Below are 12,825 nucleotides of genomic sequence, written 5' to 3' on the forward strand. Positions count from 1 at the left end.
CCTTTTTTTTGCGCCGTCAAGGCGGTCAGGAAAGCGGGCTACAGGGTCTGCAGCACCCGGTCGGCGGTGATGTCGTTCAGACAGCGCAGATGGCCCAAGGGACACTCGCGCTGAAAGCATGGGGCGCAATCCAGCGGCGGCTGGTAGTCCGGGTCGTTCTTGAGCCAGACCACCCGTGCCTTGTCACTCAGGGGCGGCGTATGCAGGGGGCTGCTGGAGCCGAAAAGGGCCACTTGGGGCACATCCAGGGCCGCCGCCACATGCATGAGGCCGGTGTCATTGCTCACCATGGCCTTGGTCCCCGCAATGAGACCAAAGGCGTCCAGCAGATCGGTGCGGCCGGCCAGGTTGCGGCAGTTTTGTTGTTGACCAGCCGCAGCCAGCTGGATGATCTCGTCACCCAGCGCCGCTTCCTTGCCCGAACCGAGCAACAGCACCGGCAGCGCCAGCCGCTGCGCCAGTTCGGCGAAACGGGCCGCGGGCCAGCGCTTGGCCGGGCCGTACTCGGCACCCGGCACAAAAACGTAGTACGCGCCGCGCGACAGGCCCAGCCGGTCCAGCACGGCATCGCCGCGGGCTGCCTCGACCTGCAGGCGCGGCCGGTCCCCCGCCACGTCTAGCTCGCCACTGAGCGCCGAGTAGAACGCCACCATCGGCGGCCGCGCGTTCTTCGGGGGATTTTTCAGTCGATGCGTCAGCAGGCCGACACGCGCTTCACCCAGGTAGCCGACGCGCTTCGGAATACCGGCCAGCAAGGGCAACAAGGCGCTCTTGAGGGAGTTGGGCAGCACATAGGCCACATCGAAGCGGCCCTGCATTTGCCGCGCCAGCGCACGCCGCGCCTTGAGCTGCAGGCCGCCATGGGCAAAAGGAAACTCGATGACCTCCGCCACCTGCGGCATGGCACGGTAGACCGGCGCCACCCAGGGCAGCGCCCCCACCGTGAGACGCTCGCCGCGCGCATGCAGGCGGCGCAGCAGCGGCTCTGTCATGACCGCGTCACCGATCCACTGGGGGGCAATAATGAGTGAAGATGTCACGCGATGATCAGGGATCTTGCGGAGGCTACCGCGGAGCCGGCTTTGCCGGGCCGCTGGCAGCGCCCCCTTGAGGGGGAAGCGGCCGCAGGCCGCCTCGGGCGCGGCTCAATGCCCGCCACCGAAGTGCTCACCCGCTTTCAGCTTGTAGACCGTGCCGCAATAGGGGCACTTGGCCTCGCCGGTACGCGCCACATCCAGGTACACCTTGGGATGGCTGTTCCAGAGCTTCATGTCGGCCTGGGGATTGGGACAGAACACGCCGCCCTGGTGGTTCAGGTCCTTGGCCAACAGTTCAACCGTTTGCTTGCTCATAAATGCCTCGCTTTTGATGGATACGCGCATCTTGGGCTTCGTCGCAGAACGCCGCGGAACCGGCTTTGCCGGGCCGCTGGCGTTGCCCCCTGCAAGGGGGGTGGCGAAGCGACACGCAGTGCGCGCAGCCTGGGGGGGTGTTAAACCTTCGTCAGCCAGTGGGCGTATTTCGGATTGCGGCCGTTGACGATGTCAAAAAACGCGTTCTGGATCTTCTCGGTGATCGGGCCGCGGCTGCCGGAGCCGATTTCGACGCGATCCAACTCGCGGATCGGCGTCACTTCGGCGGCCGTGCCGGTGAAGAAGGCTTCATCCGCGATGTAGAACTCGTCGCGCGTGATGCGCTTTTGCACCACTTCCAGCCCCAGGTCCTTGCAGATGTGCAGCACGGTATTGCGCGTGATGCCGTTGAGCGCACCGGCCGACAGGTCGGGGGTGTAGACCACGCCGCCCTTGACGATGAACACGTTTTCGCCCGAGCCTTCGGACACGAAACCGGCCGAGTCCAGCAGCAGTGCCTCGTCATAGCCATCATCGGTGGCTTCGGTATTGGCCAAGATGGAGTTGCTGTAGTTGCTCACCGCCTTGGCCTGCGTCATCGTGATGTTGACGTGGTGGCGGTTGTAGCTGCTGGTCTTGACGCGAATGCCCTTGGTGATGCCGTCTTCGCCGAGGTAGGCGCCCCAGGCCCAGGCCGCCACCATCACGTGGATGGTGTTGCCCTTCGGTGAAACGCCCAATTTTTTGTCGCCGATCCAGGTCAGCGGGCGCAGGTAACAGCTCTCCAGCTTGTTCTCGCGCACCACCGCCTTCTGTGCTTCGTTCACCTGCTCCTGGGTGAACGGCATCTTCATGCGCAGGATCTTGGCGCTGTTGAACAGGCGCTCGGTGTGGTCCTGCAGACGGAAGATCGCCGTGCCGTTGACGGTGTTGTAGGCGCGCACGCCCTCGAAAGCGCCGCAACCGTAGTGCAGGGTGTGGGTCAGCACATGGATCTTGGCATCGCGCCAATCCACCATCTGGCCATCCATCCAGATTTTTCCATCACGGTCGGACATCGAGGTAGGTAGGGGACTCATCGGTACTTTCCTTAGAAGGGCGAGGCAAGCAAGCTTGCAAAAACAGTGATTTTACGGGGCCGGCGCGGGCGGGGCTGTGGTCGTGGCATCCGCGGGCTGCGTCGGGCGGACCAGTTCCCACGTCACCAGCTTGCCCTGCCGGAATTCGCAGGTCACAAAAGACTCGGAGGCATCGGTCCAGCGAAACAGCTCAGGCTGGCTGTCCTTGGGGCTGACCAGCTCGCCCAAGGCGCGCGTCATGGCCACCACATGCAGCAGGTTGACGCCGGGCTTGAGCTTGGCGTTGAGCATGACGGCGCTGTCGACAAAACCGACCGGCCGGTCGGCGGCCCGCTTGAGGACCTGCATCATGCGGGTGAAGTGCAGCAGCAGCCACATCACCAAGGCCCCCAGGGCAATGGCCACGCCGCCCCAACCATAAGCCCGGTACGCCGCGACGACCAGCACCACGCTGGCGATCGGCACAAAGATTTTCTGGAATTGCATACCCGCGATTTTGACGCACGGCGCGCATCAGTCCCGTTGCCTCTGCGCGGATGCTGGCCAGGACACCGACACGGCCAGCCCGCCCAGCCGTGCCGAAGCCGTCGTCTGGACCTGGGCACCACACACCTGGGCAATGCGCCGGACGATGGACCAGCCCAGGCCGCTGCCCGGCTGCGCATGGCCCGGCACCCGGTAAAAGCGCTCGCCCAGCCGTGCCATCTCCTGCGCCGTCATGCCGGCGCCGCTGTCTTCCACCTGCAGCAGCGGCTGACCGTTTTCCTGCGCCACCCGCACCTGGACCATGGCGCCGTCCGGGCTGTAACGCATGGCGTTGTCGACCAGATTGCGCAACAGCACGCCCAGCAACAGCTCGCTGCCCGCCACCTGGCAGGGCTCGGCCGCGTCGAGTTCGAGCTGCTGCTGGCGCGCCAGGGCGGCCGGCGCCAGTTCTGCCAGGACACGACGGGCCAGCCCAGCCAGATCCACCGGGGCGGTCGCGCCGGCTGGCGCCGCTTCCAGCCGCGCCAGCGTCAGCAACTGTTCGACCAGATGGGTCGCGCGGTCGCAGCCGGCCAGTGTGGTCTGCAAGGCCTGCTGGCGTTGCGCGGCATCGGCGCCTGCACCCAGGGCCACCTGGGCCTGGGCCCGAATGGCGGCAATCGGCGTGCGCAGCTCATGGGCCGCATCCGCCGTGAAGCGGCGCTCCGACTCCAGCATGCGTTCAATGCGCCCGAACAGGCCATTCAGAGCCTCCACCAGCGGCTGCATTTCAGCGGGCACGTCCTGGAGCACCACCGGCTCCAACGCCTCGGGCTGCCGCTGGCCCAGCACCTCGCTGAGCTGCCGCAACGGCAGCAAGCCGCGCCGCACGGCCAGCCAGCCGGCCAGCGCCAGCAAGGGCAAGGCCAACATCAGTGGCAGCAGCACACTGCGCAGCACGGCGCGCAGGATCGCGCTGCGCGACGCCAGTTGCTCTCCCACAAACACCTGCACATCGCGCTCGGCCCCCTGGGTCGCGAACACCCGCCATTCGGAGCCGTCGGTCAGCTGCACGGTGGAAAACCCGCGCTCGGTCTCGCTCAAGGGCCGTGCGCCGGCCTGGGCGGAACGCTGCACCAGCTCGCCTTCGTGGAACACCTGGAAGATCACGCGCGGTGCATATTTGTGCAGCGAAGGTGCATCGGCCACCTTGTCGTCGTCGTGGTAGGCCGCCTGCTGCACCACCAGCAAGGCGGCGGCCTGGGCCAGATGGCCGTCCAGCAGCTCATCCAGTTCATGGCGCGCATCGCGCCAGATCAGCACGGCTGCAGCCAGCCACACCACCGCCGCCAAGCCCAGCACCAGCGCCAGCAGGCGCGCCTGCAGGGAATGAAGTGACGGCCGCAAGGTCATGCCGCCTCCGGGTCGCGCAGCACGACATACCCGACGCCCCGCACGGTCTGGATCAGATCCGGCTGCAGCTTGCGGCGCAGATGGTGGATGTGGACCTCGACCGCATTGCTGTCCACCTCATGCCCCCAGCTGTACAGCTGCTCCTCCAGCTGTTCGCGCGACATGACGCGACCCGCATTGCGCATCAGCGCATGCAGCAGATCGAATTCACGCGTCGACAGTGCCACCGCCTCGCCGTTCAGGCTGACCTGCCGCGCCGCCGGTTCCAGCAACACCCCGGCGCAGCGCAAACTGTCCTGCATCTGACCGTGCGCGCGCCGAACCAGTGAACGCAGCCGGGCCCCCAGCTCATGCAGATCGACCGGCTTGATCACATAGTCATCCGCGCCGAGATCGAGACCGCGGATGCGGTCGGGCACGGCATCGCGTGCCGTCAGCACCAGCACCGGTTTGGCCACCCGGCGTGCACGCAAGGCCTGCAACACATCCAGCCCGTCCTTGCGCGGCAAGCCGAGGTCCAGCACGCCCGCAGCATACGCACCCGAAGCCAGCTCCCGCTCGGCAGCCTCGCCATCACGCACCCAATCGACCTGGAAGCCCAACTGGCGCAGGCCGGCCCGCAAGCCATCGCCCAGCATGGCATCGTCTTCCGCCAGCAGGATTCGCATCCCATGCCTCCGCAGTTGTTCAGTGAAGCGCTATTTTTGCATTGCGCGGGGCCGTGCCCTCAGTCGTCATCGTCGGCATGGATGCTGTGGGTCGAGGCACCCGACACAAGGCCTTGCGGCGCCTGTTGCCACTCCCAGGCCCAGAAAGCCAGCACCGCGACCAGAAGCAGCGTGGCCAGCAGCCCGTGGTTGCGCTGCACCAGGTCGGGTCCGGCACCCTCCACCCGGCCGCTCAGCATGTTCATGGCCAGGTTCTTCCGGCGCAGCCAGCTCAGGCCGGCGATCAGCGCCAGATGCCCCAGCACCACCAGCAGGAAGGTGTTGCCCACGAACTCGTGCAATTCCTCCAGCCAGTCGCCGCCCCACTCGTTGTAGGTGGCATAACCCGACAAGGTGAGTGGCAGCACCAAGGCCAGCAGGCTCACCACCGCCAGGGCCATCAACAGGTACTGCCCTTGGCGCCAGTTCACCGCGCCGACCGCTGGGTTCCGTACTGCCGACAGCGACGACCGCACCCACTGCGGTCCGCCTGCGAGCTTGCGCAGCAGCAGCGACAGACGCGCCTGCCGGGGACCCAGCAGCCCATAGACCACGCGAAAGCCCAATAGCCCAGCCATGGTGTAGCCCAGCGTGACGTGCAAGAGCCGCCAGCGCTCCCCATCCGCTGTGAGGTAGGCTCCGAGAAAACTCAGGGCAAACAGCCAGTGGAACACGCGGGTGGGAGCGTCCACCACCCGACGAGTCCGTTGCGCAAGAGGGCGGGCTGAGGCCGCCGACGTTTCCAGTGAGGTACTAGCGTTCATTGTGTTCTTCCAAGCATTCAGTCGGGCCAGGTGCGGCGAAAACGCGCGTCCAGGCCCTGGGGGAAAGTGATTTCGGATTCGCGGAAACTGCCCTGGTCCGCACGCGTGTGGCACGCGGCACAGTTGGCCGCGCTCTTGACCGCGGCCTGCTGCCAGATGGCTGGCTCCACCTCGCGGTGCTTGCGCACAAACCAGGCCGACCGGCTGATGCGGTCTTGCGGCGGCTCTTCGCTCACACGTTTGTAGGTGCCGGCATTGGCCTGCAACCAGTTCGCGATGTCACGCACACCGGCCTCATCCAGCGAGGCATCGGTGCCATAGTGCTTGTCGAGTGATCCCATCAGCCGCCGCCATGAAGCGGCGGGCAGCATGCCGGGCGGATAGGCGATATGACAGGCCGCGCATTCCTGCTGATACTTCGGCAGCAGCGGCATGCTCGCCCGCCCGGCGTCCGCCTGCGCCGCAACGCCGCACGTCAGCAGCAACGCTGCCAGTGCGAATGATGGGAGGCTGGAATGTTTCATGCAAGTCCTTGGGTAACGTTGGTCCATGGTTCACCGTTTGAGCGTCAGCAACCAGGACAGCACATCGGCCTTCTCGCCCGGCGTGCAGACGCGTCCCAGCACGTCATTGCAATTGCGTCGGAACCACTTCTCGGTCTTGGCTGCGTCGGTGAAACGCTCCGGGTTGAAGACCGGTGCCAACGGCGCGATCGGCTTGCCGGTGCTGGCGTGTTTGCCCTCGGTGCTGGCCGTGTCGGTGTGGCAGGACGCGCAGCTCCAGTCCTTGCCATGCCGGCTGGTGAAGAACTGCTGGCCGCGTTGCGGCTGGGCAGCGGCGCCTGCCTGCGCGGTGTAGGCCGCCAGCTGCTCCGCTGGTGTTGCTGCGTGTGCCAAGGGGCTCAGCATCACGGCAGCCCAGAGCCCGATGCGCACCCACGATGTCAAATGATCCATGGAACCTCCATGGACTTCATCGTAGGCAGACCGGATTAAGCTTTTCTTAACGGCGCCAGCAAGGCCCGCCAGCAACTAGGCTTTGTCATCCGGCCCTGTACGCCGAGGCTGTTCGCTGTGCGACACCGCATAGCTGTCGGCGGCATAGGCCGGCCCCTTCATCACCATCACGATGACGCAGCCAATCCCCACCGTCACCACGGCCGTCCAATGGAACAGCACCACCCCGACCACCATGTAGTCCGCCATTTGCAGCCAGCGTTGTCCGGCCGCCGTGGAGGCATCAACCTGCCAGTGAAGCACGGCCAAGGCCGCCAGAGGCAGCGCCGTGCCCACCGTCAGGAACAACGGCAGCTTGCGCCAGATGGTCCATTCCAGACCTGTGGCGGCCCGCCGTGAGCCAGGGATTTTTCGCAACCAGTTCATGGGGTGGGTCTGTGCTGAACAGCTTTGGATTGTGCGAAAAAAGCCTTGCTCCTGCTTGATCAATGTCAATCCGCCCACGTTCCCTGCTTGGTCTTTAGGTCGGCAAGGACTATCCTTGGTCGTCAACTTTCACCGTTTCAGGAGTCGCCTCATGAAAATGCAAACCTTCACGCTGGCCTGTGCCGCTGCACTGGTGTCCTTGTCCTTCGGTGCCACGGCCCAGACGGCCCTGAGCCCCAAGGCCCAATACGCCGCAGACACCAAAGCGGCCAAGACCCGCTACGACGGCGACCTGAAACTCTGCGCCGACGAGACCTCGTCCAATGCCCGGCTGCAGTGCCGGCGCGATGCCAAGAGCGAGTACGACAAAGCATTGACCGAGGCCAAGGCCCGAATGTCAACAGCCGCCCCCGCAGCAGCACCAGCCGCTGCGCCGACCCCGGTCAGTCAGCCGAGTTGCCCCGACTGCGGCAAGGTGGTGTCCGTCAACGTGACGGAAAAACAGGGCGAAGGCAGCGCCCTTGGTGTGATCGGAGGCGGTGTCGCGGGTGCACTGCTGGGCCAGCAGGTGGGCCAGGGTGCCGGCAAGGATCTGGCCACGATCGCTGGCGCCGTGGGCGGGGCCTATGCCGGCAAGAAAATCGAGGAGAAGGTGCGCACCCACAAGGTGTGGACCGTCAACGTGCAGTACGGTGACGGCAGCCGCCGCAGCTTCGAGTTCAGCCAGGACCCTGGCCTGATCGTCGGTGACAAGGTCCGCAACTCGGGCGACAGCGTCGTTCGCGACTGAGTCTGGTCCGCACGCGCCTCAGGTGAGTGCGCGCACCACCTCCATGGCCTCTTCCACTCGTTCCACCGGGTGGATGGTCAGGCCTTCGATGGCTTTCTTCGGCGCATTGGCCTTGGGCACCACCGCCACGCTGAAGCCCAGCTTGGCGGCCTCCTTCAGCCGTTCCTGACCACGCGGCGCCGGCCGCACCTCGCCGGCCAGCCCCACCTCGCCGAAGGCGATAAAACCCTTGGGCAGCGCCTTGCCACGCAAGCTGGAGGTGATGGCCAGCATCACGGCCAGATCCGCGGCCGGCTCGCTGATGCGCACGCCGCCTACCGCATTGACGAACACATCCTGGTCCATGCAGGCCACACCGGCATGGCGGTGCAGCACCGCCAGCAGCATGGCCAGCCGGTCACGCTCCAGGCCAACGGAGAGGCGCCGCGGTGACGGACCGCCGCTGTCCACCAGGGCCTGGATCTCCACCAGCATCGGGCGCGTGCCTTCGAGCGTGACCATGACGCAGCTGCCGGGCACCGGCTCGGCGTGTTGCGACAGAAAGATGGCGCTCGGATTGGTCACACCCTTGAGGCCTTTTTCCGTCATGGCAAAGACGCCGATCTCATTGACGGCACCGAAGCGGTTCTTGATGGCGCGGATCAGGCGGAAGCTGGAGTGCGTATCGCCTTCGAAGTACAGCACCGTGTCCACCATGTGCTCCAGCACGCGCGGGCCCGCCAGCGCGCCCTCTTTTGTCACGTGGCCCACCAGCACAATGGCCGTACCGCTGGCCTTGGCCGCGCGCGTCAGGTGCGCAGCGCACTCACGCACCTGGGCCACCGAACCCGGTGCCGAAGTGAGCTGCTCGGAATAGACGGTCTGGATCGAGTCGATCACCGCAATGGCCGGCTGCTGCACCTCCAACGTGGCGAGGATTTTTTCCAGCTGGATCTCGGCCAGCACCTGCACCTGCGAGCCGTCCAGCCCCAGGCGGCGCGCGCGCAGCGCAACCTGGGCGCCGCTCTCCTCACCCGTCACGTAAAGGGTCTTCTGGCCGGCGCGTTCCAGCGCGTCGAGCGCCTGCAACAGCAATGTGGACTTCCCGATGCCGGGGTCGCCACCAATCAGCACCACGCCACCTTCAACGATGCCACCGCCCAGCACGCGGTCCAGTTCGTCCTGGCCGGTGGGTGTGCGATCCACGTCGGTAGCCTCGATGTCGGCCAGCGTCGTCACCTCCGCCGTCTTGGCCAGCGCGGCAAAGCGGTTCTTGGCCGGCGCCGCGCTCTCGGCGACGGATTCAATCAGGGTGTTCCAGGCATTGCAGTGCGGGCATTTACCCAGCCACTTGGGGCTGGTGCCGCCGCACTCGTTGCAGGTGTAGATGGTTTTCTCTTTGGCCATTGGGTGATGGTACCCGAATACTGTATGAATTCACAGATCGGGTAAATCCGGGCGCACCCAAAGGACTCAACATTTAACATGTTAAATAAATTGATTCTTTGCCTGCCGCATGTCCACCCCTTTTCGCCACCGCAACCTGCCGCGCCTGCTGCTGCAAGCGCGCGAAGCTGTGATGACGCACTACCGCCCCGGCCTGCGCGAGCAGGGCCTGAGTGACCAGCAGTGGCGTGTGCTGCGTGTGCTGGGTGAGCACGGCGTGGTGGAAACCGGCCGCGTGGCGCGCGAGGCCTACATCCTCGGCCCCAGCCTCACCGGCGTACTGACGCGCATGGAACGCGACGGCTTGGTACAACGCGAACGCGATCCGGCAGACCAGCGTCGCAGTGTGGTCCGCGCCACGCCCAAGGGCTTGGAACTGGTAACAACCTTGTCACAGTCGATCGGGGCGCATTACCAGCGCCTGGAACGCAGCCTGGGCAAAGAGAAACTGGGCCAGCTTTATGCGCTGCTGGACGAACTGATTGCCTTGGAGGAACCCGCATGAGCCCCACACGACCACCCGACGGCGCCCGCACTGCAGCCGCTCAGGGCGGTGGTTCCTTCCCTGTGCTCACCGCCGGCACCGTTTATGGCGTGCTGCTCAATTCGCAAGACGAATGGGCCGCCTGGGCCGGCCAGATGAGCGCGCCGCCCTACAAGACACCGCCGAAAGCACCCGTGCTCTACGTGAAGACCGCCAACACCTGGAGCGCCTGCGGTGCAGCCATTGCGGTCCCGGCGCACGCGCCGCAGGTCGAGATCGGCGCCAGCCTGGCCTTGGTGATCGGCACGCCCACGCATCAGGTGAGTCCGCAGTCAGCCCTGCAACACGTGGCCGGTTATGTCCTCGTCAACGACCTGTCGCTGCCGCACGCCAGTTACTACCGCCCACCGGTCAAGTACAAGAACCTGGATGGTTTCCTCGGTATCGGCCCGCGCTGCGCCACGCCGGCCGAGGTGGGCGACCCGAACCGACTGCAGCTGGAGGTGCGCATCGATGGCCGTCTGCAGCAGACCGTCGACCTGGGGCGGATGCTGCGCCCGGCAACGCAGCTGATCACCGACGTCAGCGAGTTCATGACTTTGCGCCACGGCGACGTGCTGTTGCTGGGCCTGGGGGCACAACGACCACAGGCCAACGCAGGCCAACGCATCGAGATCCGCGCCCCCGGGCTTGCCACCCTGGGCGTGCTGACGAACACGCTGGTGGAGGAACACCCATGAAACACGCCCGCGTGGCTTATGACGGCACGATTCACGATGCCACCGAAGACCAGGGCCGCCTGCGGCTGGCCGACGGCCGCCTGGTTGACGTCGAGGCCGTGACCTGGCTGCCACCGCTGGCGCCCGTGCCTTGGCCGCGCACCATCCTCGCGCTCGGCCTGAACTACGCCGACCATGCAAAAGAACTCGCCTTCAAGGCGCCCGAGGAGCCGTTGGTCTTCATCAAGGGCGAAGGCTCGCTGATCGGTCACCGTGCGCAGACCGTGCGACCGGCTGGTGTCGAGTTCATGCACTACGAATGCGAACTGGCGGCGGTGATCGGCAAGACGGCAAAGAAGGTCCTGCGTGACGACGCCTATGACTTTGTGGCCGGCTACACGGTCGCCAACGACTACGCCATCCGCGACTACCTGGAGAACTGGTACCGCCCCAACCTGCGCGTGAAGAACCGCGACACATGCACCCCGCTGGGGCCGTGGCTGGTCGAGGCCGCCGATGTGCCAAACCCCATGGCCCTGGCGCTGCAGACCACGGTCAACGGCCAGGTCACGCAGGCCGGCCACACGCGCGACATGATCTTCGACGTGCCGTACCTCATCGAGTACTTCAGCAGCTTCATGACCCTGAACCCCGGCGACCTGATCCTGACCGGCACACCCGACGGCGTGGTGGACTGCCGGCCGGGTGATGTGGTCGTCACCAGCATCGAAGGCATCGGCGCCCTCGTCAACACCATCCGCTCCGCCCCATGACCACCGTCATCAACCACCTCATCAACGGCCAGCCGGTTGCCGGCACCGACTACTTCGAAACCGTCAACCCCGCCACGCAGGAGGTGCTGGCCGAGGTCGCGGCCGGTGGTGCCGCCGAAGTGCATGCGGCGGTCGCCGCCGCCAAGGAAGCCTTCCCCAAGTGGGCTGGCCTGCCCGCGCCCGAGCGCGCCCGGCTGATGCGCAAGCTCGGCGACCTGATCACCGCCCACGTGCCCGAGATTGCGCGCACCGAAACCGACGACACCGGCCAGGTCATCGCCCAGACCGGCAAACAGCTGATCCCGCGTTCCGGCGACAACTTCCACTACTTCGCCGAGATGTGCACACGCGTGGACGGCCACACCTACCCGACGCCCACCCACCTGAACTACACGCTGTTCCACCCGGTCGGCGTCTGCGCGCTGATCTCGCCGTGGAATGTGCCGTTCATGACCTCCACCTGGAAAGTGGCGCCCTGCCTGGCCTTCGGCAACACCGCCGTACTCAAGATGAGCGAGCTCTCGCCGCTCACCGCCGCCCGACTGGGTGAACTGGCGCTGGAGGCCGGCATTCCCCGCGGCGTGCTCAACGTGGTGCATGGTTACGGCAAAGAGGCTGGTGAACCGCTCTGTGCCCACCCCGACGTGCGCGCCATCTCCTTCACCGGCTCCACCGTGACGGGCAACCACATCGTCAAGAGCGCCGGGCTGAAGAAGTTCAGCATGGAACTGGGCGGCAAGAGCCCGTTCGTGATCTTTGACGACGCCAACCTGGACCGCGCGCTGGATGCCGCGGTGTTCATGATCTTCTCCAACAACGGCGAGCGCTGCACCGCCGGCAGCCGCATCCTGGTTCAGCAGAGCATCTACGCCGACTTCGTGCAGAAGTTCACCGAGCGCGCCAAACGCATCACCGTCGGCGACCCGCAGGACGAGAAGACCATCATCGGCCCCATGATCAGCCGGAACCACCTGGCCAAGGTGCGCAGCTACATCGAGCTCGGCCCGAAAGAAGGCGCCACGCTCGTGTGCGGCGGCCTGGACCGCCCGAGCTACGCGCCGGCGCTGCCCGATCGTGTGAAGCATGGCAACTACGTCTGGCCCACCGTGTTCGCCGACGTCGACAACCGCATGCGCATCGCGCAGGAAGAGATCTTCGGCCCGGTGGCCTGCCTGATTCCGTTCAAGGATGAAGCCGATGCGATAGCGAAAGCCAACGACATCCAGTACGGCCTGAGCAGCTACGTCTGGAGCGAGAACCTCGGCCGCGCGCACCGCGTGGCTGCCGCCATCGAAGCCGGCATGTGCTTCGTCAACAGCCAGAACGTGCGGGACCTGCGCCAGCCCTTCGGCGGCACGAAGGCCAGCGGCACCGGGCGCGAAGGCGGCACCTGGAGCTACGAGGTGTTTCTCGAACCCAAAAACGTCGCCGTCTCCATGGGTAGCCATCACATCCCACACTGGGGAGTCTGA

The 12,825-nt window shown here is 65.8% G+C and carries 16 protein-coding genes; 5 read left to right on the forward strand and 11 right to left on the reverse strand.

The window, feature by feature from the left end; genetic code table 11:
- Window positions 1-38 precede the first annotated feature (38 nt).
- From waaF to CDE01S_RS14550, 10 genes are all read right to left on the reverse strand, one after another.
- Window positions 39-1,040, reverse strand: a complete 1,002-nt coding sequence (waaF, locus tag CDE01S_RS14505) for a lipopolysaccharide heptosyltransferase II (protein ID WP_084382909.1) — start codon at window positions 1,038-1,040, stop codon at window positions 39-41.
- Between the two features lie 105 nt (window positions 1,041-1,145).
- On the reverse strand, window positions 1,146-1,352 hold the full coding sequence (locus CDE01S_RS14510) for a zinc-finger domain-containing protein (RefSeq protein ID WP_066709052.1): 207 nt from the start codon (window positions 1,350-1,352) through the stop codon (window positions 1,146-1,148).
- 140 nt (window positions 1,353-1,492) lie between these two features.
- Window positions 1,493-2,431, reverse strand: a complete 939-nt coding sequence (locus CDE01S_RS14515; protein ID WP_066709055.1) for a branched-chain amino acid transaminase — start codon at window positions 2,429-2,431, stop codon at window positions 1,493-1,495.
- 51 nt (window positions 2,432-2,482) lie between these two features.
- A complete protein-coding gene (locus tag CDE01S_RS14520; protein ID WP_066709058.1) occupies window positions 2,483-2,917 on the reverse strand; it encodes a glycerate kinase in 435 nt (144 codons plus the stop codon).
- Between the two features lie 27 nt (window positions 2,918-2,944).
- Window positions 2,945-4,309, reverse strand: a complete 1,365-nt coding sequence (locus CDE01S_RS14525) for an ATP-binding protein (protein WP_066709061.1) — start codon at window positions 4,307-4,309, stop codon at window positions 2,945-2,947.
- Window positions 4,306-4,977 (reverse strand): winged helix-turn-helix domain-containing protein, encoded by a 672-nt coding sequence (locus tag CDE01S_RS14530; protein ID WP_066709064.1) that lies wholly within the window; start codon window positions 4,975-4,977, stop codon window positions 4,306-4,308. Before CDE01S_RS14530 ends, CDE01S_RS14525 begins: the two co-directional genes overlap by 4 nt.
- Before the next feature lie 59 nt (window positions 4,978-5,036).
- Window positions 5,037-5,708 carry a cytochrome b/b6 domain-containing protein gene (locus tag CDE01S_RS14535; protein WP_245636183.1) on the reverse strand — a complete coding sequence of 224 codons (672 nt, stop codon included), beginning with the start codon at window positions 5,706-5,708 and terminating at the stop codon, window positions 5,037-5,039.
- An 89-nt stretch (window positions 5,709-5,797) separates the two neighbouring features.
- Window positions 5,798-6,304 carry a diheme cytochrome c gene (locus CDE01S_RS14540; RefSeq protein ID WP_157077139.1) on the reverse strand — a complete coding sequence of 169 codons (507 nt, stop codon included), beginning with the start codon at window positions 6,302-6,304 and terminating at the stop codon, window positions 5,798-5,800.
- 30 nt (window positions 6,305-6,334) lie between these two features.
- Entirely contained in the window at window positions 6,335-6,736 is a 402-nt protein-coding gene (locus CDE01S_RS14545; RefSeq protein ID WP_066709082.1) for a DUF1924 domain-containing protein, read from the reverse strand.
- A 75-nt stretch (window positions 6,737-6,811) separates the two neighbouring features.
- The gene (locus tag CDE01S_RS14550; protein ID WP_066709084.1) at window positions 6,812-7,162 is read right to left on the reverse strand and encodes a hypothetical protein; all 351 of its coding nucleotides are present in this window, start codon (window positions 7,160-7,162) and stop codon (window positions 6,812-6,814) included.
- A gap of 151 nt (window positions 7,163-7,313) precedes the next feature.
- Between CDE01S_RS14550 and CDE01S_RS14555 the strand changes: the two genes are divergently transcribed.
- On the forward strand, window positions 7,314-7,952 hold the full coding sequence (locus CDE01S_RS14555; protein ID WP_066709087.1) for a glycine zipper 2TM domain-containing protein: 639 nt from the start codon (window positions 7,314-7,316) through the stop codon (window positions 7,950-7,952).
- A gap of 18 nt (window positions 7,953-7,970) precedes the next feature.
- Here the strand turns inward: CDE01S_RS14555 and radA are convergent, their stop codons facing one another.
- Complete coding sequence (gene radA / locus CDE01S_RS14560; protein WP_066709089.1) at window positions 7,971-9,338, reverse strand: DNA repair protein RadA; 1,368 nt, start codon at window positions 9,336-9,338, stop codon at window positions 7,971-7,973.
- A gap of 109 nt (window positions 9,339-9,447) precedes the next feature.
- On the opposite strand from radA, the gene hpaR reads away from it, so the two are divergent.
- The 4 genes from hpaR to hpaE are packed head-to-tail and all read left to right on the forward strand — an operon-like array spanning window position 9,448 to window position 12,825.
- Window positions 9,448-9,882: a homoprotocatechuate degradation operon regulator HpaR gene (gene hpaR, locus CDE01S_RS14565; protein ID WP_066709091.1), complete on the forward strand. Its 435-nt coding sequence runs from the start codon at window positions 9,448-9,450 to the stop codon at window positions 9,880-9,882.
- Window positions 9,879-10,601 carry a fumarylacetoacetate hydrolase family protein gene (locus CDE01S_RS14570; protein ID WP_084382910.1) on the forward strand — a complete coding sequence of 241 codons (723 nt, stop codon included), beginning with the start codon at window positions 9,879-9,881 and terminating at the stop codon, window positions 10,599-10,601. The genes hpaR and CDE01S_RS14570 overlap by 4 nt, the downstream gene beginning before the upstream one ends.
- Window positions 10,598-11,353, forward strand: coding sequence for a fumarylacetoacetate hydrolase family protein (locus CDE01S_RS14575; RefSeq protein WP_066709092.1), 756 nt, complete (start codon window positions 10,598-10,600; stop codon window positions 11,351-11,353). The genes CDE01S_RS14570 and CDE01S_RS14575 overlap by 4 nt, the downstream gene beginning before the upstream one ends.
- Entirely contained in the window at window positions 11,350-12,825 is a 1,476-nt protein-coding gene (gene hpaE / locus CDE01S_RS14580) for a 5-carboxymethyl-2-hydroxymuconate semialdehyde dehydrogenase (protein WP_066709094.1), read from the forward strand. Before CDE01S_RS14575 ends, hpaE begins: the two co-directional genes overlap by 4 nt.

It is taken from the genome of Curvibacter delicatus NBRC 14919, from assembly GCF_001592265.1.
Taxonomy (GTDB): domain Bacteria; phylum Pseudomonadota; class Gammaproteobacteria; order Burkholderiales; family Burkholderiaceae_C; genus Hylemonella; species Hylemonella delicata.

Excerpts from the sequence above, each read along its gene's own strand:
- CDE01S_RS14510 (WP_066709052.1), bottom strand. The coding sequence starts at position 1,352 with ATGAGCAAGCAAACGGTTGAACTGTTGGCCAAGGACCTGAACCACCAG.
- CDE01S_RS14530 (WP_066709064.1), bottom strand. The coding sequence starts at position 4,977 with ATGCGAATCCTGCTGGCGGAAGACGATGCCATGCTGGGCGATGGCTTG.
- hpaE (WP_066709094.1), top strand. The coding sequence starts at position 11,350 with ATGACCACCGTCATCAACCACCTCATCAACGGCCAGCCGGTTGCCGGC.
- CDE01S_RS14550 (WP_066709084.1), bottom strand. The coding sequence starts at position 7,162 with ATGAACTGGTTGCGAAAAATCCCTGGCTCACGGCGGGCCGCCACAGGT.
- CDE01S_RS14515 (WP_066709055.1), bottom strand. The coding sequence starts at position 2,431 with ATGAGTCCCCTACCTACCTCGATGTCCGACCGTGATGGAAAAATCTGG.
- CDE01S_RS14570 (WP_084382910.1), top strand. The coding sequence starts at position 9,879 with ATGAGCCCCACACGACCACCCGACGGCGCCCGCACTGCAGCCGCTCAG.
- CDE01S_RS14525 (WP_066709061.1), bottom strand. The coding sequence starts at position 4,309 with ATGACCTTGCGGCCGTCACTTCATTCCCTGCAGGCGCGCCTGCTGGCG.
- CDE01S_RS14575 (WP_066709092.1), top strand. The coding sequence starts at position 10,598 with ATGAAACACGCCCGCGTGGCTTATGACGGCACGATTCACGATGCCACC.
- CDE01S_RS14545 (WP_066709082.1), bottom strand. The coding sequence starts at position 6,736 with ATGGATCATTTGACATCGTGGGTGCGCATCGGGCTCTGGGCTGCCGTG.
- CDE01S_RS14520 (WP_066709058.1), bottom strand. The coding sequence starts at position 2,917 with ATGCAATTCCAGAAAATCTTTGTGCCGATCGCCAGCGTGGTGCTGGTC.
- CDE01S_RS14540 (WP_157077139.1), bottom strand. The coding sequence starts at position 6,304 with ATGAAACATTCCAGCCTCCCATCATTCGCACTGGCAGCGTTGCTGCTG.
- hpaR (WP_066709091.1), top strand. The coding sequence starts at position 9,448 with ATGTCCACCCCTTTTCGCCACCGCAACCTGCCGCGCCTGCTGCTGCAA.
- radA (WP_066709089.1), bottom strand. The coding sequence starts at position 9,338 with ATGGCCAAAGAGAAAACCATCTACACCTGCAACGAGTGCGGCGGCACC.
- CDE01S_RS14555 (WP_066709087.1), top strand. The coding sequence starts at position 7,314 with ATGAAAATGCAAACCTTCACGCTGGCCTGTGCCGCTGCACTGGTGTCC.